Here is a 23,587-nt window from a genome sequence, read left to right as displayed (position 1 = left end):
TTTGGTCTCATATGCGACTCTTCGGTCATGATGGTCGTCCCCGCCCTGTTTCCCTACCGGTTGATCCGGGGCCTGATGGTCGCCGCGGCAGTGCTCTACTGCAGCCTGCTACTGGAACTGGCGGCCGGCTTTCCGCTCGGTCTCCGGTATTCGATGCTCAGTGAACTGGGGGCGCTGGATCAGCCCACCAGTGTCTATGCGCGAGCGATGGACCTGGCTACCGGGATCTTGCTGGTGCTCGCGGCCGTGCTGGCCCGCTCGGCCGCCCGCATGCACCGTGACGTCGCTGGGCTCCTGATCAGCACCGCGCTCTTCGGTGTCGGGACGGTCGGCACTGTGTTCCTCCCGTTGGACTGTGCGCCGTCGGTGAGCCAAGCCTGCCTGGAATCGGAGGACAGCGGCCGGGCCGGTCTGGCCTTGTTCCTCCACGCGACGCTGTCGACCGTCGCCGGGGTCGGTTGCGTGGCGATGGCGGTCTTCGTTCTTCTGATACTGCGGCGTGTGGGCTGGGGCAGGCTGCGCGGCCGGACCGCCGCAGTGATGGCCGGAGCGGCGCTTGTCAGCCAGATCTGGCTCACTGTCGCGATCGGCATCCAGGAGTTGAACGGCGACGACGCGCACCCGCCTGGGATCCTCCAACGCGCGTCGGTGGTACTGGTCTGCCTGATGCTCGCAACAGTGATGCCCGGTCTGCGGGAGACTCTCACTCGATGAGTAGCAGCTGGGTGATGGTGCCGGGACTGGCGGAGGCTCCTGAGGAGTTCGGCGAGGTCCGCTCCATGCTGTCCGGCAGTGAGCTGCACGTGCTCGACCCGTGGCTCACGCCGATCACGGCACCGGTATCGGAGTTGCGCCGGGGCCTGACGCTTCCCGTCGGGTTGCTCGGGCATTCGATCGGCGGGCTGGCGGTGTTGCGGTGGGTGCTCACGCATCCGGGGGAAGTTGACCGGGTGGTGTTGATCGACTCGAGTCTTACGTCGGAGACCGGATGGCGGTGGCTTTACCCGGGGACGGTGGGGGACCGCGTGGTGAGGGCGGTGTTGCGGGGGATGGGGCGGTTCGGAGTACCGCAGCTGCTTGGTACTACTGCGCGGCGATTGTTCATCCGGGTTGGCAGCACGCGGAACAAAGACTTGCTGTCGGCCGCGACGGCCCGGCTCCGGTACGGCGCTGCTGACTCGTGGTTGCTGTTCTGGGACGAGCTGACTGGCAGTTGGGAGCTCGCGGCCGAGGTTGCCCGGCTACTGGAGTCTCCACCGGCGGTACTGCCGCCCACTGTCGTCCTGGTGGCGACCGGGGGCAGCTCCCGCTTTACAGCGAACGGCTGGGTGGCCGGTCAACGAGCACTGGCCGCCAAGCTGAACGCCACTGTCGAAGTACTGCCTGACTCGGCGCACCTGGTCCACCTGGACCGGCCCGACGCCATCGCCAAGGCCATCGCAGGCTTTTAGGCAGGTGTGGTGAGGGCGGGGGTGGGGAGCTTGCGCTGCCAGACCTCGTCGAGGGCCATCCGCATCGCGCCGGTGACTACTGCGTCCTCGGCCAGGGCGGAGAGCTCCAGCTTGGGGTGGTTGAGGGTGAGCAGCCGGAGCTGGTCGGAGATGGCGTCGAGCAGTACTGCTCCGGCCCGAGCGACACCGCCACCGATGACGACGGCAGTGGGGTCGAGGACCAGTACTGCAGGCGCCAGCGCGCGGGCGAAGTCCCGGGCGACCTGCTGGACCACTGCCTGCGCCACCGGGTCGCGCTCTGCCGCTGCGGCGAACACGTCCGCCGTGTCGAGCTGGTCGCGACCAAGCTCGGCCAGCCGGGAGTCCGGGTTGGCGAGCGCAGCCTGACGGCCCAGCTCGGCAATGGCCTCGGAACCGACAGCCCGCTCCAGCGGGCCGCGGCTGTCCTCGGGGTTGATCACGTCGTCCGGAGCGGTGGCGATGAAGCCGATCTCACCGGCCGCACCCGTACCGCGGTGGAGCCGGCCGTCGATCACGATGCCGGCACCGAGCCGCTCACCCCACTGAACAGCCAGGAGAGTGCCCGTACCGCCGCGGGCCGCGGCAATGGCCAACGCGGCCAGGTTGGCGTCGTTGTCCAGCATGACCGGGCAGTCGAGCAGGCTGCGGACGTGCTTGGTCAGGTCGATCGCGGACCAGCCCGGTACGGACGGGACCAGCTGGACCCGGCCAGTGTGCTCGTCCACGATGCCGGGGCTGGCTGCGACGGCTGCCGCGATGTCCTCAGCGGGGACCTCTGCCTCGGCCAGTGCCTCGGTAATCACCTCGCTGATGACGCCCAGCAGCTCCTGGGCCGTCCAGCCCGGGCCGGACCGGCGTACCAGGGAGAGCTTGCGGCCGGCCAGGTCGGAGACTCCGACCGTGACGCGGTGCGGGCCGACGTCCAGCCCGAGCACCGGCGCCGCGCGCCCGCGAAGGGAGACCCGGATGGCCGGGCGGCCCAGCGAGCGGTCCGCGGAGTCAGGACCGTGCTGCTGCAGCCAGCCGGCGTCCAGCAGTTCGTCGACGGCCTGGGCCACCGTCGGCCTGGCCAGTCCGGTCCGTTCGACCAGTTCTGCGACGCGCAGCGGTGCCGGTGCCGAGCGGCGGACCGCGTCCAGCACTGCGGCGACGTTGATCCGCCGCAGCATCGTCGTACCGCCGCCGCCGACCGTTCCCTTGCCCATGTCCGACCCCTTGCCTGCCACTCGCCCATCCTATATATAAAGCGAGCGTTCATAAATTATCCGGCCAGTTGCGCGTGTGCCGCCGGAGTTTCCAGGGCGGGCGGTCGCCCGGAATTTCCGTGAGTCGACAACTATCACCCGAACCACGTCCCGCGGCCCAGCACACGCGCCCGGCCCGGGATCAGTCCTGCAACTTCAGTCTTGCAGCACCGTCCGCGCAAAGCTGCTCAACGCCTCCCGATCCGGCTGCTGAGTCTTGGTCATCAAGCTCGCGACATGCTTCTCCACCGTCCGCGGCGAGATGTGCAACCGCGAAGCGATCGACTTGTTCCCGATCCGATCCACCAGCAGTTGCACAACTTCGAACTCCCGCGTAGTGATCCCCAGCTGCCTGAGATGAGCCGGCACCTGATCAGACCCAGTACGCCGCTGCGAAACGGTAGCCCCCAACTGCCGCAACATACTCCGACAAGCACTAGCCACCGCCGGCACCTCAGCGTTATGGAAGTAATCCTCCGCCTGCCGCAACCAAACCACCGGCTCCCCCCACCCGTCCTCAGCCGCAGCCTCCGCAACCAGCCGCAGACCAAGGTGCTGAGCCATCGGGTACAGCGACGAAGTCTCCAGTGCCTCCGCGACCATCGCCTCTGCCTCGGCGAACTGTTCGTCGCGGCCGAGCAGCACGGCGTGGGCCAACTGGACGAACTGCTGGTTCCAGCGCATCCCGCTCGCCGCGGTGGCGGTCACCGCTTCGAGGTGCGGCCAGCTGTGCCGCTTCGCCAGTACACCGAGCAGCAGGCCGAGACCGTTTTTGCCGGAGGTGTGGAAGGTGGTCGGGTTCTGGGCGTCGTACGCGAGCGCCTGGGCCATCTCCGAGTCGGCGAGTTCCCGGTTCTCCTCGAGAAGGGCGCAGAACGTCCTGGCCAGGCCGTAGGAGTAGGGGAGCTCGGTCGAGCCGCGTTCGCCCCAGCCGGCGGCTTCCTGGAGGGTCTGCTCCATCAGTCCACGGCGGCCCTGGTGGGCGTACATGATCGCCTTGGTCACCAAGATGTAGGTGGCGCCGCGGCCGAGCTTGAGTCGGGTGGTCACCTCCAGGCACTCCTCCAGGATCACCGCGGCCTTGTCGTACTCCGCGCGCAGGATCGCCTGCTGACCGAGGATGCCGTCGACCTCGTACGCGAGCGGGATGGCACCGATCCGCAGCGCCTGCTGCTGGGCCCGTTCCAGCTCGACGATGCTCCCGTTGGTGAGGCAGATGGTGCCGGCCTGGAACAGGTGCGAGCAGACCCGCTGGAAGGTCATGTTGTGCTCTTCGGCGACCTGCCGGGCGCGGTGGAAGTACTCGATCGACTTTGCCAGGTCGTGCTCGCGCGACAGGATGCCGAGCAACTGCAGCGCGTCGCAGGCGACCGCAGGCAGCTTGGCGCGCTCGGCGGCCTCGGCTGCACGGGTGGCCAGCTCGGTGGCCGAGCGGAGCCGACCAGGGCTGGGCCGGGCCAGCTCGAGGTGGGCGGCGATGGCGTCCAGCGGCGCCAGGTCCGCGTCGCTGCCCGCCGGGCCGAGCAAGGAGCGGGCAGTCGCGACCTGGGTCATCGCTGTAGACCAGTGGCCGGCCATGTGTTCGAGGTTGGCCAGCTGGATGTGCAGTGCGGCGACCTTGCGGCTGTCCAGGTTGCGGTCAGCCATCTCCTCGATGGTCTCCGCATGCCGGCCGGTCTCGTCGAACAAGCCGGTCTCGCTGAGCGCGATCAGCAGAGAGCCCAGTACTTCGGCCCGGTAGCTGGTGTCGGGGTCGTCGGACAGCAGCGTGGTGGCCCGCTCGAGCAGGTTCACCGCCGAGCCCATCGAGCCGTCGTCGAAGGACCTCCGGCCGGCGGTGGCGAACAGTCGCCCCGCCCGAGCCATGTCCCCACCGGTCTCGGCAAGCTTGGCGACCATCTGGCACCACTCGCCAGGCAGGCCGGGGTGCAGCTCCTCGATCGCGTCGGCGCAGCGGCGAGCGAGCATCGCCCGCTCGGTCGGCGTGAGCCCGGCCAGCAGCGCATCTGCGGTCAACGGGTGCCGGAACGCGTACCAGTCTGGTACCGGCTCGTCCGGGCCGACCAGCTGCGCCGCCAGCCCGGCTCGCAGGGTCGCGAGCAGCAGACGCTCGTCGGTGCCCGTCGCCTTACGGACCACGCTCAGGGGAAAGCGATGCCCGATGACTGCCGCCAGGATCAGCAGGTCGCGCGACTGCGGGCCCAGCTGGTTGGTCCGGCTGCTGATGCTGCGGATGACCGCGGCGGGCACGTTGGTCTGCAGTCCTTCGACGAGCTGGATGCTGCCGTCCGGAGCCGACAGCAGCTGCCCCGACCGGCTGAACTCCTGCAGCAGTTCCTCAACGATGAAAGGGATTCCGGCACTGTCCCGCCAGAGCTGGCCGGTCAGCTGATCCGGTACGCCGGCCGCCGGTACCTCGAGACACCCCGCCGCGAGCTCGCCGACCTCGTCCCGGCGCAACGGCTGCAGATCGATCAACTCGGCGGTGCCGCGTTGGGCTGACAGCGTTGCCAGCTCCTGAGCTGCGCAGCGCTCGGAGCGCACGGTCGCGACCAGCGCGATCGGTTGCTCGGCGAGGTTGTCGAGCAGGTACTCGACCACTGCCAGCGTCTCCGGGTCGGAGCCGTGCAGGTCCTCGAGGACCAGCAGGCAGCCGCGGTCCTTGCCGACCAGCGTCAGCAGCCGGAGGATGCCCTCGCCCAGGACGACGGCAGAACTCGCGGTCTCGTGGGCCGTCCCGTCATCCCAGTCGGGGACCAGCCGGCCGAGCACTTGCCGGTACGGTCCGAGCCCCTCCGACTGTGGCATCTCACCGCGCCGGATCAACGACAGCAGCGCCTCGGTGAACGGCCGGAAGGCGACCATGTTGCCCACTGCACCTACTCGGCCGCGTAGCGTGGCCATCCCGGTGTCGAGAGCGATGGTGGTACTGACGGCGGCCAGCCTGCTCTTGCCGATGCCAGGCTCGCCGAGCAGGAAAACCGCACCCCCACGACCGGCACGAGCCTCGGTCAGCAGCCGGTCGAGATCAGCGATCTCCCCGGCTCTGCCGACCACTTTGGGCGCATGGGTCTGCATGCCTGCTTACTCTAACGACGACTTGTTGCCGTCGCAGTCATATCGGCACGTTGGTCCTGCCTCGTGATGTTCCAGACCGGGACTGGGTCAAACGTTCGTTCTGCCGGGCCGGTGGATCTGGTCTGGTCCGCCGGCCCGGCAGAACGGTCAGTTGACACTGATGGTCGGCCAGGTGCTGCAGGTGTCGGCGACGGCGACGGCGAGGGCGGCGAAGCCGACGGTGCCGACCAGGGCCAGGGCGCGGGCGCCGATGGTGGAGCGCACCGGGACCATGATCGGGCCGATCGGGTCGGTCTCGGGCTGCTTGTCGGTCGGAGCGTTCAGGTTGGGCTGGGTGTTCATGGCAGGGGTCCTTTGTCAGAGGTGGACCACCCGGAGCCGGCGCTGTGGATGGGCGCCGGGTCCGGGATGGCCGCTGGTTGATCGTTGTCTCCGGCAATCAGCGAGCCGGTGAGCTCACAGGTGATTGATGGTCGGCCAGGTGCTGGGGCCGTCGAGGACGCTGGCGAGGCCGAGCGCGGTGAGACCGACGGTGCCCACCAGGGCCAGCGCGCGGCTACCGATCCGGGAGCGGGCCGGTACCACGATCGGGCCGAGCGGGTCGGTTTCGGCTCCGGCCTCGGCTTCGGGAAGGTCTTCGTTCGGAAGGTTCTGGGCGGTCATGACGATCCTCTGTCCTAGTCAGGGCTTGCTGATGGTCGGCCAGGTGCTGCAGCCGTCAGTGGCCATCACGATGCCGAAGGCGGCGACGCCGACGACACCGACCAGCGCGTTCGCCCGGCTGCCCAGACGGGAGCGGAGCGGAAGATGGATCGGACCCACCGGATCGGTGCCGGACTCGGCGCCATCAGGCTGGTGCTGAGGTTCCAGTTGATCGTCATGCGTGTGCTGGGCGGTCATGATTTCCCCTGTCGATGATGTTCGGGCCGGTACCGGTGCTGTGCTCGGTACCCGTCTTCGGTTCGAGCAGCAGGACGGATGGGATGCGACTCCCGAACCCGAGACGCAGTAGCCCGTAGCCGACACCCGCCAGACCGGTCAGCAGGCCGGGCGAGGTCACCCCCCTCGGCGTACCACATTGCGGTCCGTACTGCTGTACTGCGGCGAGCACCAGCCCGGCCCGGCGACGCCGGACCGCCTCAATCGCTGGGTGTTCGCGTTCGGTCAGCCACAGTAGTGGCTCGACCGCGCCGAGCTCGCCATGACAGAGACTCATGTCGGCGAGCACCGGACGTTCTGTGGCGACCTTGAGATAGGTCTCGAGGTCGGTCGGGGCAGTCGCGGTCAGCTGCGCCAGCGCGGTACCGGCATCGCCTGAACACCAACCAGGGTTGGCGGGACCGCTCTGCCGGTCGAGGTCGATCGCGACCGCTGCCGCGTTCTTGTACTTGTTACCCGGTACGCCGTACCGCCCCAGCGCCCAGGCGATTCCCTTGTACCCGCGGGCGAAACCCGCCTCGGGCTCCAGCCGGCCGCGGTGTACTCCGGCCTCGACGGCCCGCAGCAGCTCGCCGGCGTACCGGGTGGCCAATTGGGTCGCGAGTGGATGGTCGGAGATCGCCATCATGGCGGTCAGCCCACCGGCGGCGCCCTCGGTGTAGCTCGGGAACTCGTCGGTGACGGGGAGCCTGGCGGAGAGTTCAAGTGAGGTGGTGAGCCAGCTGGCGATCTCTGAGTCGTCCAGCAACTGGCTCAGCCTGCTGAGGCCGTAGTTGATTCCACCGAGCCCGTAGAGGCCGGAACCGACGGCCTGGGCGGAGTCGAGGTCGGAGGCCAGAGCGTCAAGCAGGGAAGGGATTCTGCGGATCGAGTCGCGGGCGAGCTCGCTGTACTTCTCAGCGCCGGTCAGCGCGCCGATCTGGGCCAGGAACACCGCAGTACCGACGTACCCGTTGGACAGTCCGGCGCCCATCGGCATGACTGCCCAGTGGTGCTCGTCGATGAGTTCAAGGCCGAGCCAGTTCGCCGGGCCGCCGCTGTTGCCGACTACGTGGGCGGTGATCTCGTCGGCGATGTCGGTCGCGGCGGCGAGCAGGTGCTCCGGGTCGGCTTCGACGGCGCCGGGGCCGAGGCGCTTCGTAGTACTGGCATGGACCACTGGCTCGGGGCGGGTGGCCAGGCAGGCCGAGATGAGCCACTCCTGTCGGTGCTGGTCGATCTCGCCCATCGCCACGATCTTGGCCTCGACCGCTGCGAGCCCTTCGGCGGCGAGGACTTGCGGGACCCGGGTGCCGTCGGCTGCCCAGACGTCCCGGCTGGCCGGGCGAGCGGTGAACAGTGGAACGTCGCCTGACCACAGGTCGGCCAGCTCGAACGGTACGAGCCGGTGCAGGCTCGCATCCGCATCCCACAGCAGGTCCAGCAAGGCGCTCCGGCCGTCGGCGGCGCGCAGCGCGTCGGGGTGGGTCGACTCGTCGAGCAGGGCTACGTAGGTCTGGGTCGGCCTGGCGACGTACCGGATCTCGTCGGTGGCACAGCGGGCGAGCAGACCGTCCTGGCCGAGCAGGTCCTCGCGGTGCCGGGCGATCGCCTCATACGCGGCCCGGAACCCAGTAATCAAAGCGATTTCGTGGTCTCGGGGCTCGGCCACGGTCTTGTCGAGCCTTGGCCGGTTACGTCCGCCCGGGGTCTTGCCTGGCCGCCGGACCAGATGCATGGAGTCGAGACCGGGGTCGGCCCAGTCCACCAGGTTCGTGGGTGAGACCACGCCTTCGTCGCCGCCGAGACCGGAGATGTCGGTGACGCCGTGTTCGCCGGTGAACAGCAGTGGCAGCAGGGCTGTGCGATACACCGAGCTGCTCAAGGCCGCGTGGGCTGGATCCTGGCTGAGCACACCATGGACCGGGTTGCTCGGGTGGAACAAGGTTTCTACGTCCACGAGGACTGGTTGGTCGCCGTTGGCGATCAGGTTCTCGTAGTGCATGTCTGTTCCGTCGAGGACGTACAGCAAGGCGAGCAGGGCGCCCTGGCGGTGGTAGAAGCGGCGTACTTCGGACAGGTCCTGGCAAGGGGTGTGGGGGATGTACTCGAGCCAGCCGTAGCCGGGCCGGCGGAGCACTGCGACGGTACGGAGGTCCAGCGCCGTCTTGTCGTTGAGCCAGTGGACCAGGTCGTTGAAGTGGGCGTGGAGGTCCAGGGGTCTTGGTTTGTAGATGAGTTGCCGGCCGTTGGTGAAGGTGAGGGTGGCGGTGGAGCGGCCGCCTCGGTGGGGGTCGCCGCCGGGGTCGATGCTCAGCAGGGGGCCTGGGTCGGTACCTGACAGGAGCTCGGTGATGAGTTGCTCGCGGTCCTCGGCGAGGCGGGCCAGCAGTTCGAGGTGACCCTCGACGGCCTGTCGGCACGCCTCGCCCAGGACCCGGGCCAGCACCGGGTATGCGGCCAGGAACTCCGCCAGCTCGCTCCCTCCGACGAGCCGGTGGGTGAAGTCGAGAAAACGCTCGGCCGGTGTCGCGCCGGCCAGTTCGCCACGGTTGCGGGCCCGGGAGAGTTCCAGCACCAGGGTCCGCGAGGCCAGCCGTACCAGGCGCAGCCCCAGCCGGTCCAGGAACTCCTCGGTCAGTACGCCGTCCTGCCCGGCCGCGGTAAGGTCTTGCCGCGCCGTTGCCAGCAGAGGTTCGAGGCAGCGGACCAGGGCTTGCTGCCAACCCTGTGTCATCGATTCCCTACTGACCGGCATGGCCGTACTGCGTTCGACGTACTCCGCCCAGGCAGGCATGGAGAGGCCCTGCTCATGGGGACCTATCCCGGCAGACCACCAGGCTGTCGACTGGTCGGTCCGGGAGGTCCCGGCGGTTGCGGAGTTGAGCACGCGCTCAGAGTGCCATCGCGGCGTGGGTTCTGGCATGGGTACGGATCCCCCATATTCCGTACGAGGCCGGTAACGAGTTGGTGACGGGCAGAAAAGGGTGCTGTACCGCGGGATGTCGACTGGGGGTAGCCATCCCGCGGTCCAGCATCGCCTGTGCCGGACGTCCTTTGGTGGAAGGCCGTACGGCGCAGGAACCGGTGGTTTTGTCGGCCGTTCGGCCACTGGGTGCTGCCGAACTGCCGACGCCGAGAACGATGCCCGACGGGCAGAGTGGTCAGGAAGGGCTTCGGATACCCAATTTCGCGCCCGGCCGACGGCCCGGGAGCGTGGGGGCGGGTGGACGAGAACATGGGTGCCGAGCCCCCATGCGCAAAGCCGGTCGGGCTGCGACGGTGAGCGGGTGTATAGCCTCGCGACGCCCGGACTCCCGGTCTCAGCCCACTCGGTACTCGATGTGGTGCCGCAGCTGCCTGGCCAGTCTGCCGCGGCGGCGCTTCGCGAGACCGTGGAGGTGGCTCAGACCGCCGATGACCTTGGCTACCGGAGGTTCTGGGTTGCAGAGCAGCATGGCGTCCGGGGTGCCGGTGGCGCAAGCCCTGCCGTGTTGGCCGCGGTACTGGCCGCTAGGACCGACCGGATCCGGTTGGGCTCGGGCAGTGTGCTGCTGACGAACCACCGGCCGCTGGTAGTCGCTGAACAGTTCGCGGCGCTGGCTGCGGCGTACCCGAGCCGGATCGACCTAGGTGTCGGCCGGGCGCCGGCTGTTCCGCCCAGTACTGCGGCTGCGCTTGGTCTGACCGAGAAGGGCTGGGATAGCTTCCCTCAGCGACTGGATGAGCTCTGCCGATTCCTCCGGGACGGTCTGCCGGGGCGTGCACCTGTTGGCGACGTACGGCTCGCCTTGGCCGGACTGCCGCCGCCTGTCTTCGTGATGACCGATAACCCAGCCAGCGCGCAGGTGGCCGCAGTACGGGGGCTTCCGCTCTTCCTGGGGCATCACAGCGCACCTGCGGGGACGCTGGCGTCGGCAGCGGCGTACCGGGACAACTTCGAGCCGACTGGGCCGACAGGGAAGTCGTACGTCGGGGTGACCGTGGCAGTGGTGGCCGCGGACACCGACGAGGACGCAGTCGCGCGGCTGGGGGAGTACGTGCGAGTGAAGTCGCGGCTGAAGACTGCGGCCAACAGGGCGACGCCGGCGGAGCTCATGGAGCTGCTGGAGCCGCCGATCACCGGGCGCGAGCGGCTCAAGGCCGAGCGGCTGCTGAACGAGCCCGGGTACGTCGTCGGCACCCGCTCTGGTGTTGCAGCGGGTCTGGCGACGGTTGCAGCCAGTACTGGCGCCGACGAGCTCATGCTGGTCCCACTGGCCTTCGACAGCCTCGTACGGTCGGCCATCCTCCGTACTGTCGCCGCAGGCCTCACCCGAGCCATCCGCAGCGTCCCCCGCCACACTCCCCACTTCGTGGCGACTGCCTGAGCCTCCCGGCCTAAAGTGGGCGATGTCCACTACTGAAAGGCTGGCTGATGTCGCGGGAGCAGGAAGTCGTCGAGGCTTGTCCGACCGAACTCTTCATCGCAGGCAAGTGGCGACCGGCCGAGGGCGGCAAGACCCTCGCGGTAGAAGACCCAGCCACCGGTACGAGGCTGTGCCAGGTCGCCGACGCAAGTCCTGCCGACGGACTGGCCGCCCTGGACTCCGCCGTCGCGGCCCAGGCCGAATGGGCTGCCACGGCCCCCCGGGAGCGCGGCGAGATCCTCCGACGCACGTATGAGCTGATGACCGAACGGGCCGACGACCTGGCCCTGCTGATGACGCTCGAGATGGGCAAGCCGGTCGCGGAGTCCAAGGGCGAGATCGCGTACGCCGCCGAATTCTTCCGCTGGTTCGCCGAGGAAGCGGTCCGGATCGACGGCGGCTACCAGGTCGCCCCGAACGGCAAGGGCCGGCTGCTGGTGATGCGCCAGCCGGTCGGACCCTGCCTGCTCATCACGCCATGGAACTTCCCAGCCGCGATGGGTGCTCGCAAGATCGGCCCAGCCGTCGCCGCCGGCTGCACGATGGTGATCAAGCCGGCCTCGCAGACGCCGCTGTCGATGCTCAAGCTGGCCGAGCTGATGACCGAGGCGGGTCTGCCGGCGGGAGTACTCAACGTCGTCACCACCCAAGACTCGGGCGGCGTGATGGAGCCGCTGATCCGCGACGGCCGAGCTCGCAAGCTGTCCTTCACCGGCTCGACCCCGGTCGGGGTGAAGCTCATCGAGCAGGCCGCCGAGAAGGTCCTCAAGACCAGCATGGAGCTCGGCGGCAACGCGCCCTTCCTGGTCTTCGAGGACGCCGACCTGGACAAGGCCGTCGACGGCGCGATGCTGGCCAAGATGCGCAACGGCGGCGAGGCCTGCACGGCGGCCAACCGGATCTATGTGCAGTCGTCCGTGATGCAAGCGTTCGCCGCCAAGCTGACCGAGCGGATGTCCGCGCTGAAGGTCGGCCGCGGTACCGAGGACGGGGTGGACCTCGGCCCGCTGATCGACGCCAAGCAGCGGGACAAGGTGAAGGACCTGGTCGACAACGCGGTGGCCCAGGGTGCCGAGGTGCTGACCGGCGCGACGATTGCCGAGGGCAACGGTTACTTCTACCCGCCGACCGTGCTGGCCGGCGTACCGAAGTCCGCCCGGCTGCAGAAGGAGGAGATCTTCGGCCCGGTCGCCCCGCTGACTGCCTTCGAGACGGAGGACGAGGCGGTCGCGATGGCCAACGACACCGACTTCGGCCTGGTCTCGTACCTGTTCACCAACGACATCAGCCGCGCGCTGCGGGTCAGCGAACGGCTCGAGACCGGCATGATCGGCCTCAACCAGGGCATCGTCTCCAACCCGGCGGCACCGTTCGGCGGCGTCAAGCAGTCCGGCCTCGGCCGTGAGGGCGGCACCGTCGGCATCGACGAGTACCTGGAGATCAAGTACGTCGCGGTCGCCGTGGACTGATTACTCCACGAGCCATTTCTGGATGGTCTCCTCGTCCGGGCGGGCCTCGGTGCCGATCGCGTGCGGGACGAACCGCGCGTAGTAGTCGGTGACCGGCCCGTCGGACTCGCGGACCATCATGCCGGCCGCGACGCCGTCGACGATCCAGCTGCCGATCACGGCCCGGTTGCCCTCGTACGACGGCAGCGGGCTCCACTCCTGGTAGACCATCGTGTCGGTGTCGTACGGCCCGTCGTGCACATCGTCCTCGGTCGAGGTGATGGTGTGGATCCGGATGTTGCTGCCCTCCCGGCCGTGCAGCGGTTTGGCCACCCACTCGAGCAGATCGCCGGGCGTACCGAAGTACGCGGGGAGCAGGTTCGGGTGGTCGGGGTAGAGCTCCCAGAGGATCGGCAGGATCGCCTTGGTGGACAGCATCGTCTTCCAGATCGGCTCGATCCAGCGCACCGGCTCCCGCTCGAGCCCGGACAGGATGTACTTGCCGAACTCCTCGTCGAGCATGTCCTCCCACGGGTAGAGCTTGAACGCGGTGTGGATCTTGCGCCCGCCCCAGTCGACGAACGCACGCTGCTCCGACTCCCAGCCGAGGTCCTCGATCTCGTGCCCGTACGTCGCCAGGCCGGCCATCGCGGCGGTGTCGCGCATGTAGGCGACTGTCATCGCCTCTTCGCCGGTGGTCTCGGCGGCCGAGTTGAAGAAGTGCGCCTCGTTGCCCGGGAACGTACCGGCCGCCCGATGGTCGCCCCACCACTTGACCAGCCGGTCGTGCACCGAGTTCCACTGGTCGGCGTCGGGGAAGACGTCCTCCAGCCAGTTCCACTGGATCACCGCCGACTCCACCAGCCCGGTCGGGGTGTCGCCGTTGATCTCCAGCATCTTCGGCTCGACCCCGTTCCAGACCAGGTCGAACCGCGCGTAGACCGACGGGTCGTCGCGCTTCAGCGACTCCCGGACCATCGGCAGCGTGCCGGACGCCAGGCCGAGCTGGGCGTCGCTGAAGCGGTCACCCGAGGCCATCACCGAGGCGGCGTGCTTGCACATCTCGTAGAGCTCCTCGGTGACCCGTTCGAGGTGCAGCACCTCGTCCATGGTCACCTCGTACCAGGCGCTCTCGTTCCAGTACGGGGTCTGGCTGCCGTCGGGCAGGTCCGTCATCGGGAACACCAGCCCCTGCTCGACGACCTTGTCCTTCCAGCCCGGGCGGGGCTTGATCGAGTGCCGCCACATCAGCCGCCGTGACTCCCTTTGCTCGCCTTGCCGAAGCCGCCGCGGGCGATGGTGCCGATGTTGCCGCCCTTGGTGGACAGCCCGCCACGCTGGATCGTCGCCGTACCGCCGGAGGAGTTGCGCAGGTTCGAGCTGGTGTAGCTGCCGTCGCCGGCGTTGTAGCGGCCGCCGACCGGTGGTACAAGGAAGCCGCCGCGGGTGGCCATGTAGAACCAGAAGAAGCCGGCCCCGGAGCCGTGGTACTCGCGGTCGTCCTTGCACTTGTCGTCGTCGGTGCGCTGCTGGGTCTCCGGGTCGACGCAGATCGCGGCGTAGTCCGCCTTCTCGTCGTCACCGCTGCTGCACCCGGTGAGCGACGCGGCGACCAGCGCGGTCAGCCCGAGCGTGATGCCCGCGCTGCGCATCCTTCTCCGCGCTTTGTCTGATGGTTGTTGCGTCATGCCCTGCCTTCCCCCTCGGCCGGCGGTTTCATCGAGAACATGATCAGCGCGCCGACCACCATGGTTACACCCACGACAACCAGGGGCCCGGTACCGACCTCAGAGACGGCCAGGACGAGTACTACGACGAACGACGCCGCCGCCAGCAAGGGGACGACTACCCGCTGCAGTACCCGGCCCCTGATCGCCCCGGTGAAGTACACCGGTACTGCGATCGCAGTGGCCAGGTAGTAGATCGACACGAGCACAGAGACGGCCCCGACGGCATCGGCCAGTACTGCGTCCGAGGTGAGCACCAGCGTCACGTAGATGACCAGGCTGGCCACGGCGAAGACCAAGGTGGAGACGCTGGGGGTGTGGAAGCGAGTGGAGATCCGCGCGAACTGTCCTGGGAACGCGTCCCGCCGGGCCATCGACAACATCGTCCGGGCGGTCGGCAGGATGGTCGTCTGGGTGGAGGCGAGGGCGGAGACGAGTACTGCGCCGATGAGGAGCTTGCCGCCCGCAGTACCGAGTAGGTCGTTGCTGAGGACGGAGAAGAAGTCGTCGTCGGCTATGTCGGCTAGTGGGCCAACCCCTGCGTAGGCGACGGCGGACCAGGCGACTACGACGTACAGGATGACCAGGAAGCCGTTGGCGATGAGTGCTGCGATGGCAGGGGTGCGGCGTGGGTCGCGGGTCTCCTCGTTGACGCTGAAGGACGAGTCCCAGCCCCAGTAGAGGAACACTGCGACCAGTAGGCCGGTCGCCCACTTGCCCTCGCCGGTGTCCGTCGGGAGGCTGAGGGTGCCCGCCTCCCGGAACGCATTGATGGCGAACCAGAGCAGTGCGACGACCTCTACCGTCAGCAGGATCGCCTGGGTCCAGGCGGCGATCTGGATGCCGCGGTAGGCGAGCAGTGCCATCACGATGATGAACACGGCGCCCAGGCCGGCCTGGGCCACTCGGGAGTCGGCTGCGCCGTCCAGGCCGAACAGTACGTAGGTGTAGACCGACGCGACCTGAGCCAGGTTGCTCATGACGAGCACACAGGCCATGACCGTGGTCCAGCCGACCATGCGGCCGACACCTAGGCCGAACGCCTTCTCGGTCCACGGGAACGTCGTACCGCAGTCAGGCTCGGCCCTGTTCAGCTCCCGGAAGCAGAGCGTGACCAGGACGACCGGCACCGCCGAGAGCGCCAGGACCATGGGAGCCGCCGTACCGACGTACGCGACCAGTAGTCCGACCGCTACGGCCAGCGAGTACGCCGGCGCGGAGGAGGAGATCCCGATCGCGGTGGACGTACCCAACCCCAGTGCGTCCCGTCGCAGGCTCCGCCCACGGGACCGCGAATCAGCTGTCGTCGTCATCGTCCCCCCAGGGTGCCACCCCGGCGGTCCGCTTGGCGTGAGGCGCTGTCGTCAGCCGTTCATCAGTTGGGTCACCGTGACGAAGCGGAAGCCGCGGTGCCGCAGCCCGGCGATGATCGGGGTGATCGCCTCGTCCGTGTACGGCGCGTTGTCGCCGCCGTGCATGTGGAGGACGACGATGGAGCCGTTCTGGACGTGGGTGAGCACCTGCCTGACGATCGGCTTCGGGGACTTGGCGAAGCCGTCGGCGCCGGGTACGTCGAGGCCTACCGCGGTGACGCCGGCAGGGCCTAGCTCATGCAAGGCTGTGCTGTCGTAGCAGCCGCCGGGGAAGCGGAACCACCTGGTGGCGTGGCTGTCGAGCTGGTCGAGCAGGCTTATGGCCTGGCGGACGTCTTGCAGCATGTCTGCCTTGGGGACCGTGCCGAGGGTGTAGCAGTGCTTGGTGAAGCCCTTGTGGTCGTAGGTGTGCGTGCCTAGCTCGAAGAGCGGGTCGGCGGCCAGTTCGCGGACACGGTCGGGGTACTGCTCCATCCACATGCCGGTGAGGAACAGGGTGGCCGGGACGTGGTCGTGGCGCAGCTTCGTGATCAGGGCTTCGTTGTAGTACGACTTGACCTTGCCGTGCTGGAGGCGCTTGCGCATGAGGGCGGTGAGGTCGGCGTCGAAGGTCAGCGCGACCCACTTCTTGCCCCGCGGCCCGTGCTGGATCACCGGCATCAGGTTGGTCTGGTGCGACTCACCTGGCCGCGCTGTGGTGCTCGGCGGGCTACTGGTTGGTCCGCTGGGCTGTTGGCTCGGGCTGCTCGGCTTTGGCGGGGTGCTCGCGCCGGTGGTCGGGGTGGTGGGCGGTGTTGGTGTCGTCGTCCGGACTGGGTCGCCGAGCGTCGGCGTACCGGCTGCTGTTCCTGGTGTGGCCGGGGTGTCGCCACAGCCGGCCAGTACTACGGACGCGACCGCGGCGAGCGCGGCGATCCTGATCCCCCAGTGAACAGTCACGAGGTCCGAGTATGCCTCGCGCGCCGGTCACGCCCAGGTGCGGTGCTCCCAGTCGTCGCGGATCATCGCCCAGACCTCACTGTCGTGGACCTGGCCGCGGTACGGGAAGTCCTGCCGCAGGGTGCCCTCGTGCGTCATCCCGAGCCGCTTGGCGACCGCCACGCTGCGGGTGTTGGTGGTGAAGCAGCGCCACTCGACCCGATTCATGCCGCGGACACCGATCGCGTAGTCGATCAACTGCTGGACCGCCCGGGTGATCAGGCCGCGCCCCTCGGCCTCGGCGGAGAGCCAGGCCCCGATCTCGCAGCACCCCGTCCGCGGCTCGAAGGTCCGGAACAGCAGCCCGCCGACCAGCTCGCCGTCCAACCAGATCCCGTAAAGCCGCCCGCTGTCGCCGGCCTGCCGATCGGCGTACCGCTGCAGAAACTCACGCGCACCCTGCTCGTCGACGACCACATCGACGAAGGAGACATACGGCTCGATATTGACCCTCGCCTTGTCGATATGCGCGAGAAACTCGGCAGCCTGCCACGGCTCGAGCGCCCTCAGTTCGGCGCCCTCGGTGAGCTTCGACCCGAACAACATGCTGCCTCCCCGGAGTACATATCAACTGTTATGTACCTACTATAGGACGATGCCGGCAAAGCTGGATCACGAGGCCCGACGACGAGACGTCTCCGCCGCCGTCTGGCGGGTGCTGGCCGCCGAAGGCTTCGGCGGCCTGACTCTGCGTGCCGTCGCAACAGAGCTGAACGCGACCACAGGCCTGGTCACGCACTACTTCCCCTCCAAACAGGCGCTCATCGTGCACGCGCTGGAGTTGGCGGAGGCGAGCACCCGATCGCGGGCCCCCGTCGTCGATGCGGCCGGCGGTCTGGAGGCACTCCGCCAGGCCCTGACCGCAGTACTGCCGCTCACTCCCGAGGGCATCGAGATCAACCGAGTCTGGGTCAGCTCCTGGGACGCTGCCCTGGCCAACCCCGAACTCCACGCCATGGAGAAGGCCCGCTATCGCCGCTGGAGAGCCCGCCTGAAGCCCCTCGTCGAACAAGCCCAAGCCGACGGCGACCTACCACCAGACAACCCCGACGACCTGGTGGCAGCCCTAGCCGCCTTCACTCACGGCCTCGTAGTACAAGCCCTCTTCGACCCGAAAACCTTCACCCACAAACGCCTGCTGCGGCTACTGCACTCACACCTCGAGGCGCTTACTCCGCGATGAGGTCGTTGGCGGAGCGGAGTACCGGCTTGCCGATCGGCGTCACCGGAGCCGAGGCGTTGGTGACGTGGAAGGTGTGCGACTCGCCCGCGCTGAGGGTGATCAGGCAGCTGTCGACCTTGGCGTCCTTCTCCAGCCGGTCCGGGAACAGCGCGAGGTCCTTGGCCAGCGCGATCGCCGTCACGGTCACGTCGTACCCGTCGCGGGTCGCGGTGACCTCGGACGTATAGGCGTCGCCGACGACCTGCAGTTGTGTGTCCTCGACGAAGTACCAGTACGCCGTACCGCCACCAGCCGCCCGCACCTCGATGTACTCACCCGCCGCGTCACCGGCCGTCGCCACCGACTCCGGCAACGAGTTGATCACTCCGTCCCGCGCTCCGACCTCGAGTACGAAGGTCTCGCTGGCGAGCACCTCGCCACCCTTCGCCGTACTGCGTCGCGCGACCGTCACCTCGGTGCTCCAGGCAACGTCCGTGTCGTTGTGCGCAGCCACCACCAGTCCATCTTCGCGCGGTTGCACGGACAGCAGGCGATCGGCGTACACGCGCTTCAACGTGTGCCACAGGGGCTTCCGCACGCCGAGCCCATCGACCGCGGCCCACGAAACGACCGGCCAGTTGTCGTTGAGCTGCCAGACGATCGCGCCGGTGTTCAACGGGAACAGGCTGCGGAAGTGTTCGATGCCATAGGCAATCGCACGCGCCTGGTTGAGCTGCGTGGTCCAGTGCCAGTCGTCCATCGTCTTCCACATCGGCAGGTGATCGCCGAGCCCCTTCTCCAGCTTGAGGTTGCCCTCGAAAGCCTTCTGGTGCACGAGCATCTGCTCGCCGTACGGGTCGAGCGGCTCGTCGTGCACGACACTCGTGAGGGTCGACCAGGCGGGCGGTCCCTGGAAGCCGAACTCGGAGACGAACCGCGGCTTGTACTTGCGGTACGTCGAGTAGTCGACCTGATTCCACACGTCCCAGATGTGCATCGTGCCGTTGCGCTCGTCGTTCGGGTGGATGTAGCGGTCGTACGAGAACGGGCTGCCGGCCGAGTACGGCGTACGCGGGTCGAGCTCGGCGACGATGCGGGGGAGGAGGTCCATGTAGTAGCCCTCACCCCACGCCCGGCCGGCCAGCGGCTTGCGCCAGCCCCACTCGACGTACCCCCAGATGTTCTCGTTGTTGCCGTTCCAGAGCGCGAGGCTGGCGTGGCTGCTCAGCCGGGTGACGGCCTCGCGGGCCTCCGCCTCGACCTCGCTCCAGAGCGGTTCGTCCTCGGAGTACGCCGCGCAGGCGAAGAGGAAGTCCTGCCAGACGAGCACGCCCTCCTCGTCGCAGATGTCGTAGAAGTCTTCGCTCTCGTACAGGCCGCCGCCCCAGACCCGGAGCAGGTTCATGTTGGCGTCGACCGCGTCCTGGATGCTACGGGCGTAGGTCTCGCGGGTCTGCCGGGTGAACAGGGCGTCGTCGGGGATCCAGTTGGCGCCGTGGATGTAGATCGGCTTGTCGTTGACCGACAGGATGAACGGACCGCCGTCCTTGTCAGGGGCAACGTTCATCGTGACTGTCCGGAAGCCAACTCGGGTCTGGCGCTCGTCGCTGTGGTTGCCTGCGGCCACCGAGATTGTGACGTCGTACAAGGGCTGCTCGCCGTGGCCACGCGGCCACCAACGGTCAACGGCGTCGATCGTCGACGTGACGCCGACCTCTTGGGTGCCTGCGGCAACGGTCATCTCGGTGGTGGTACCGCCGACCTCGACGGTGACGGTCGCGTCATCGGTCGCGCCTTCCGACCATGCCAGGGAGACTTTGCTGTCCAGGACGCCGCGGTCGCCGTCAAGCCCGGCGAGCGGCCGGACCGAGTCGATCCGGATGCCGGTCCAAGACTCGATCCGGAGCGGCCGCCAGATCCCGGCCGTCGCGACGTCGATGCCCCAGTCCCAGCCGAAGTTGCTCGCCATCTTGCGGATCGCGTTGTAGGGATGGAGGTTCGTGTGCGGCCACATTCCCGACTCTTCGCGCAACCGGTTGGCGGTGGCAACGGGTGACGCGAACTCGACGATCAGCTCGTTGCGTCCGGCAATCAGTAGACCGGTCACTGCGAATCGGTACGAACGGTGCTGGTTGCAGGTCTGCCCGATCTCGATGCCGTTGAGTACGACCCGCGCTGCCGTGTCGAGACCTTCCGCGACGATCTCCTGAACGGCGTGCTCGTCCGGCTCCCAGTCGAACTCCGTCCGGTAGCTCCAATCGGTCTTCCCGATCCAGTGCAGCTTGCCCTCGTTGTCCCCGTCGAACGGATCCGGAATCACCCCGGCCGCCAGCAGATCGCTGTAGACCTCCCCGGGAACAGTCGCCGCCACCGGCGCCGCGAGCAACGCACTGCTCCCCTCCGGTACCGGCCCCTCCGTCGCCTGCACGGTCCACGCCGCGCCACCCGCGGTGGTCAGCAAAACAGTCCTGAGCGTCGATGTCACAGCCGGTTCTCTCTTTCGGACGGATTACTTGACGAGCAAAAGAAATTCTAGGTCACAGTGCCGGAGTGACGTTCGCCGTATCGCCCGGGCGGCAGCGTCCATAGTCTGGGGGACTTACCGATAGTGGGGAGACCGCCGTGACGACTGTCGTCCTGATGGGACCGCCGGGAGCCGGCAAGGGAACGCATGCCGGCCACCTCGCCGAACGGCTCGGCGTGCCCGTGGTCTCCACCGGCGACATCTTCCGTGCCCAGGTCGCCGCCGCGACCGAACTCGGCCGGACCGCGCAGCGCTTCCTCGACGCCGGTGAGTACGTCCCCGACGAGGTCACCAACGCGATGGTCCGCGAGCGGCTGGCCGCCGGCGACACCCGCGCCGGCTTCCTCCTCGACGGCTATCCTCGGACGCTCGATCAGGCGGCCGTACTGGACGAGATCCTGGTCGCCCAGGGCCGGTCCCTCGACGCGGCTGTCGTCCTGCGGGTGGACCCCGAAGACCTGCTCAAGCGCCTGCTCCGGCGGGCCGAGATCGAGCACCGCTCGGACGACACCGAGGACGTCATTCGCCGTCGCTTCCAGGTGTACGACGACCAGACTGCTCCGCTGGTCGCCCTGTACGCCGGCCGTGGCATCCATCATGAGGTCGACGCGACCGCCGACATCGACACGGTCCGCGAACGCATGCGCCGGGTCGCCGACCTGCTCCGGCCGGCCGCCTGACCCCGCCCAGGTGACGGCGCTGATCAAGCCCGGACTGTCCTGCGCCAGAGGTCGGCCAGGAACGCGTGCCCGGCCGCGGTCGGATGCACACCGTCGTCGGCCAGTGTGGTCGCGCCGACTGTTGCCGCTTGGCGGTTGAACTCGACGTCGGCTGGGACGAGGAGGGCGTCGTACTCGGCAGCGAGGCGGCGTACGACGTCGATCTTGGGGTCTAGGTCCTCACGCCAGGTGTGCTGCTCTTCCTTTACCGGCAGCAGGAACGGCTCCACCAGGACGAGCTCGGCCTGCAGCCCGTCCAGCATCGCGCGGTACGAGTGCTCGAAGGACTCGGTCGAGGTTGGGTCGTCTTTGTCGTACCGGCGCCAGGTGTCGTTGATGCCGATCAGGATCGAGACGACGTCCGGCGCGTACGCGAGTACGTCCGTCTGCCAGCGGGCGACGAGGTCGACCGCCCGGTTCCCGGAGATGCCGACATTGACGATCCGCGGACGGTCCGGGCCCAACTCGTCGTACAGGTTCTTCACGTAGCCGTCGCCGAGGCCGGCCGGGTCGTCCCGGCGGCCGCAGTCGGTGACGGAGTCCCCGGCGAACACGATGGTCCGCCGGGGATCCAGGAATGCATGGTTCATCAGATGGTCGAGGCCTGCACGTCCCAGTCGTCCGGCAGGACGGGCGGGACCTCGACGGTGCTGGTGACGTCGACGAAGGAGCCGGTGTCGATCGACTCGGTGATGGAGGCCATCACGTCGACGACATGGAACGCGAGCGCGCCGGTGGCCCGGTGCGGGCGGTCCTCGCGGATCGCGCGCGCCATCTCCAGTACGCCGGTACCACGCTCGGCCGTCGCCTCGGTGGTCTCGAGGACCTCCCAGTCCTCGTCACCGCGGCGACGGATCTTGATCTCACCGTCGAACCGGTTCGGATCCGGTACGGCGAGCGTCGCGTCGGCGCCGGTGATCTCCACGAACCCGCCCCGCGACAGCGGCGAGTCGAAGCTGAAGATGCTCTGCGACGACTGCCCCGACTCGAACCGCGCGATCGCGCTGACATGCGTCGGAACCGTCACGTCGAAGTCGGTGCCCTCCAGCGGGCCCGATCCGATCGTGCGCTTCTCCCGCGACTTCGACCCGAGCCCGGCGACTGCCGCGACCGGGCCGAACAGCTGCACGAGGGTCGTCAGGTAGTACGGGCCGATGTCCCACAGCGGCCCCGCGCCTTCCTGGAAAAGGAAAGCCGGGTTCGGGTGCCAGGACTCCGGGCCGGGGGACTGCATCAGGGTCAGCGCGGTCAGCGGCTGGCCGATGTCGCCGCGCTCGATGATCCGGCGCGACTGCTGCAGACCCGGGCCGAGGATGGTGTCAGGGGCGCAACCCAGCCGGAGTCCCGCGTCCTGAGCGCTCGCGAGCAGCTTGAGGCCGCTGTCCTGATCGAGCGAGAACGGCTTCTCACTCCACACATGCTTGCCTGCGGCAACGGCTGCCAGGGCGACCTCGACGTGCGCGATCGGGATGGTCAGGTTGACCACGATCTCCACGTCGGGGTGGCCGAGCACGGCCTCGGGGCCGCCGTGGGCCTCGATCCCGTACTCCGCTGCCTTCGCCTCCGCGGCCTCCGGGCGCAGGTCGCCGATCGCGACCACCTTGAGGTCGGGGAAGCTCTGCATGCTCTTGATATAGGCGTCGGAAATGGTTCCGGCGCCGATCACACCTACGCCGACAGCACTCATGCAACGTCCTCCCCGGTGAGGTAGGCGAAGCTGCCCTCTACCGCGTCGAAGATGTCGCCCTCGAAGTCGTCGAGCTCGACGACGCGGAGCGTGCCCGGCGACGCCTTGAGGATGTCGTTGACGGCGATCGAGCCGGCGCCGACCGCGACCTGCGCCTTGTTGTTCAGGGTGCCGTCGCCGTCCTTGACGTGCAGTGCCTTCACCCGGTCGCCGAGCCGGCCGAGCAGAGCCGGTACGTCCGCGCCGCCGACGGCAGCCCAGTACGTGTCGAGCTCGAGGATGACGTCGTCGGACAGGTTGTCGGCCAGGATCTCCAGGCCGTGCACTCCGTCGATCACCGACTCCAGCTCGAAGTGGTGGTTGTGGTACCCGATAGTGATGCCGTGGTCGGCCGCCTCTTTGGCAGCCTCGTTCAGCGCCGCGGCCGTCGCCTTGATGTCATCGGCGGACTGCCAGCGCGCCGGGTCGACGAACGGGTCGATGACGGTGCTGATACCGAGCTTCTTGGCCACCTCGAAGATCGGGTCGCTCTCGTCGCGGAGCAGCCCCGCGTGCGTCGTGGGAGCCGACAGACCGTACTTGGGCAGCGCCTCGGCCAGCTGGTCGGCCAGGCCGACGACACCGAAGGGCTCCACCTTGCGGTACCCGATCTCAGCGATCCGGGCGAGCGTGGCGTCGAAGTCCTCCTCCAGCTTGTACCGGACCGTGTAGAGCTGTAGGGACAGATTGTCCACTGCGACCATGTTTTTCTCTCCTCGTCTTCGGCGACTCCCGCTGCCCATGGAAGCCCCCGGACTGGACTAGCCGAACCGGTTAAGTAACTCGCCGCAGCCTATCCCAGCGAACCG

At 68.2% G+C, this 23,587-nt stretch carries 21 protein-coding genes; 6 read left to right on the top strand and 15 right to left on the bottom strand.

All coding sequences use genetic code 11. The annotated features are described in order from the left end of the window. Nucleotides 1–27: 27 nt before the first annotated feature. Nucleotides 28–714, top strand: a complete 687-nt coding sequence (locus OHA70_RS08205; RefSeq protein ID WP_328330240.1) for a DUF998 domain-containing protein — start codon at nt 28–30, stop codon at nt 712–714. Beyond that, on the top strand, nt 711–1,451 hold the full coding sequence (locus OHA70_RS08200; RefSeq protein WP_328330239.1) for an alpha/beta hydrolase: 741 nt from the start codon (nt 711–713) through the stop codon (nt 1,449–1,451). Before OHA70_RS08205 ends, OHA70_RS08200 begins: the two co-directional genes overlap by 4 nt. On the opposite strand, the gene OHA70_RS08195 is transcribed toward OHA70_RS08200, so the two are convergent. The 6 genes from OHA70_RS08195 to OHA70_RS08170 all read right to left on the bottom strand — a co-directional run bounded on the left by OHA70_RS08195 (nt 1,448) and on the right by OHA70_RS08170 (nt 9,509). Beyond that, on the bottom strand, nt 1,448–2,698 hold the full coding sequence (locus OHA70_RS08195) for an ROK family transcriptional regulator (RefSeq protein ID WP_328330237.1): 1,251 nt from the start codon (nt 2,696–2,698) through the stop codon (nt 1,448–1,450). The genes OHA70_RS08200 and OHA70_RS08195 overlap by 4 nt on opposite strands. 174 nt (nt 2,699–2,872) lie before the next feature. Further along, nucleotides 2,873–5,794, bottom strand: a complete 2,922-nt coding sequence (locus tag OHA70_RS08190) for a helix-turn-helix transcriptional regulator (protein ID WP_328330235.1) — start codon at nt 5,792–5,794, stop codon at nt 2,873–2,875. Between the two features lie 147 nt (nt 5,795–5,941). After that, the gene (locus tag OHA70_RS08185; protein WP_328330233.1) at nt 5,942–6,136 is read right to left on the bottom strand and encodes a hypothetical protein; all 195 of its coding nucleotides are present in this window, start codon (nt 6,134–6,136) and stop codon (nt 5,942–5,944) included. A 114-nt stretch (nt 6,137–6,250) separates the two neighbouring features. Continuing rightward, nucleotides 6,251–6,457 carry a hypothetical protein gene (locus OHA70_RS08180; RefSeq protein ID WP_328330231.1) on the bottom strand — a complete coding sequence of 69 codons (207 nt, stop codon included), beginning with the start codon at nt 6,455–6,457 and terminating at the stop codon, nt 6,251–6,253. A gap of 18 nt (nt 6,458–6,475) precedes the next feature. Then, nucleotides 6,476–6,694, bottom strand: coding sequence for a hypothetical protein (locus OHA70_RS08175; RefSeq protein ID WP_328330229.1), 219 nt, complete (start codon nt 6,692–6,694; stop codon nt 6,476–6,478). Then, a complete protein-coding gene (locus OHA70_RS08170; protein ID WP_328330227.1) occupies nt 6,672–9,509 on the bottom strand; it encodes a type 2 lanthipeptide synthetase LanM family protein in 2,838 nt (945 codons plus the stop codon). The genes OHA70_RS08175 and OHA70_RS08170 overlap by 23 nt, the downstream gene beginning before the upstream one ends. Nucleotides 9,510–10,002: 493 nt before the next feature. Here OHA70_RS08170 and OHA70_RS08165 point away from each other — a divergent pair, with 493 nt between their 5' ends. Both OHA70_RS08165 and OHA70_RS08160 read left to right on the top strand, forming a co-directional pair. Then, the gene (locus tag OHA70_RS08165) at nt 10,003–11,082 is read left to right on the top strand and encodes an MsnO8 family LLM class oxidoreductase (protein ID WP_328330225.1); all 1,080 of its coding nucleotides are present in this window, start codon (nt 10,003–10,005) and stop codon (nt 11,080–11,082) included. Nucleotides 11,083–11,129: 47 nt separating this feature from the next. Further along, the gene (locus OHA70_RS08160; RefSeq protein ID WP_328330223.1) at nt 11,130–12,590 is read left to right on the top strand and encodes an NAD-dependent succinate-semialdehyde dehydrogenase; all 1,461 of its coding nucleotides are present in this window, start codon (nt 11,130–11,132) and stop codon (nt 12,588–12,590) included. Here the strand turns inward: OHA70_RS08160 and OHA70_RS08155 are convergent, their stop codons facing one another. The 5 genes from OHA70_RS08155 to OHA70_RS08135 are packed head-to-tail and all read right to left on the bottom strand — an operon-like array spanning nt 12,591 to nt 17,193. Next, nucleotides 12,591–13,817 carry a glutathionylspermidine synthase family protein gene (locus tag OHA70_RS08155; protein ID WP_328330221.1) on the bottom strand — a complete coding sequence of 409 codons (1,227 nt, stop codon included), beginning with the start codon at nt 13,815–13,817 and terminating at the stop codon, nt 12,591–12,593. After that, on the bottom strand, nt 13,817–14,221 hold the full coding sequence (locus OHA70_RS08150) for a hypothetical protein (RefSeq protein ID WP_328330219.1): 405 nt from the start codon (nt 14,219–14,221) through the stop codon (nt 13,817–13,819). The genes OHA70_RS08155 and OHA70_RS08150 overlap by 1 nt, the downstream gene beginning before the upstream one ends. Before the next feature lie 32 nt (nt 14,222–14,253). After that, on the bottom strand, nt 14,254–15,609 hold the full coding sequence (locus OHA70_RS08145; RefSeq protein WP_328330217.1) for an APC family permease: 1,356 nt from the start codon (nt 15,607–15,609) through the stop codon (nt 14,254–14,256). A 51-nt stretch (nt 15,610–15,660) separates the two neighbouring features. Next, entirely contained in the window at nt 15,661–16,608 is a 948-nt protein-coding gene (locus OHA70_RS08140) for a polysaccharide deacetylase family protein (RefSeq protein WP_328330215.1), read from the bottom strand. Nucleotides 16,609–16,635: 27 nt separating this feature from the next. Beyond that, nucleotides 16,636–17,193 carry a GNAT family N-acetyltransferase gene (locus tag OHA70_RS08135; RefSeq protein ID WP_328330213.1) on the bottom strand — a complete coding sequence of 186 codons (558 nt, stop codon included), beginning with the start codon at nt 17,191–17,193 and terminating at the stop codon, nt 16,636–16,638. Between the two features lie 49 nt (nt 17,194–17,242). Here OHA70_RS08135 and OHA70_RS08130 point away from each other — a divergent pair, with 49 nt between their 5' ends. Further along, nucleotides 17,243–17,830, top strand: a complete 588-nt coding sequence (locus tag OHA70_RS08130; RefSeq protein WP_328330212.1) for a TetR/AcrR family transcriptional regulator — start codon at nt 17,243–17,245, stop codon at nt 17,828–17,830. Here the strand turns inward: OHA70_RS08130 and OHA70_RS08125 are convergent. Beyond that, nucleotides 17,817–20,294, bottom strand: a complete 2,478-nt coding sequence (locus OHA70_RS08125; protein WP_328330210.1) for a glycoside hydrolase family 2 protein — start codon at nt 20,292–20,294, stop codon at nt 17,817–17,819. The genes OHA70_RS08130 and OHA70_RS08125 overlap by 14 nt on opposite strands. Nucleotides 20,295–20,431: 137 nt before the next feature. Here OHA70_RS08125 and OHA70_RS08120 point away from each other — a divergent pair, with 137 nt between their 5' ends. Further along, on the top strand, nt 20,432–21,013 hold the full coding sequence (locus OHA70_RS08120; RefSeq protein ID WP_328330208.1) for an adenylate kinase: 582 nt from the start codon (nt 20,432–20,434) through the stop codon (nt 21,011–21,013). A gap of 23 nt (nt 21,014–21,036) precedes the next feature. Here OHA70_RS08120 and OHA70_RS08115 read toward each other — a convergent pair whose 3' ends face one another. The 3 genes from OHA70_RS08115 to OHA70_RS08105 are packed head-to-tail and all read right to left on the bottom strand — an operon-like array spanning nt 21,037 to nt 23,482. Next, on the bottom strand, nt 21,037–21,642 hold the full coding sequence (locus OHA70_RS08115; RefSeq protein WP_328330206.1) for an SGNH/GDSL hydrolase family protein: 606 nt from the start codon (nt 21,640–21,642) through the stop codon (nt 21,037–21,039). Further along, on the bottom strand, nt 21,642–22,739 hold the full coding sequence (locus tag OHA70_RS08110) for a Gfo/Idh/MocA family protein (protein ID WP_328330204.1): 1,098 nt from the start codon (nt 22,737–22,739) through the stop codon (nt 21,642–21,644). Before OHA70_RS08110 ends, OHA70_RS08115 begins: the two co-directional genes overlap by 1 nt. Then, nucleotides 22,736–23,482: a sugar phosphate isomerase/epimerase family protein gene (locus OHA70_RS08105; RefSeq protein WP_328330202.1), complete on the bottom strand. Its 747-nt coding sequence runs from the start codon at nt 23,480–23,482 to the stop codon at nt 22,736–22,738. Before OHA70_RS08105 ends, OHA70_RS08110 begins: the two co-directional genes overlap by 4 nt. Between the last annotated feature and the right edge of the window lie 105 nt (nt 23,483–23,587).

Source organism: Kribbella sp. NBC_00382 (assembly GCF_036067295.1).
Taxonomy (GTDB): domain Bacteria; phylum Actinomycetota; class Actinomycetes; order Propionibacteriales; family Kribbellaceae; genus Kribbella.
This window is presented reverse-complemented; position numbering and strand designations above follow the sequence as displayed.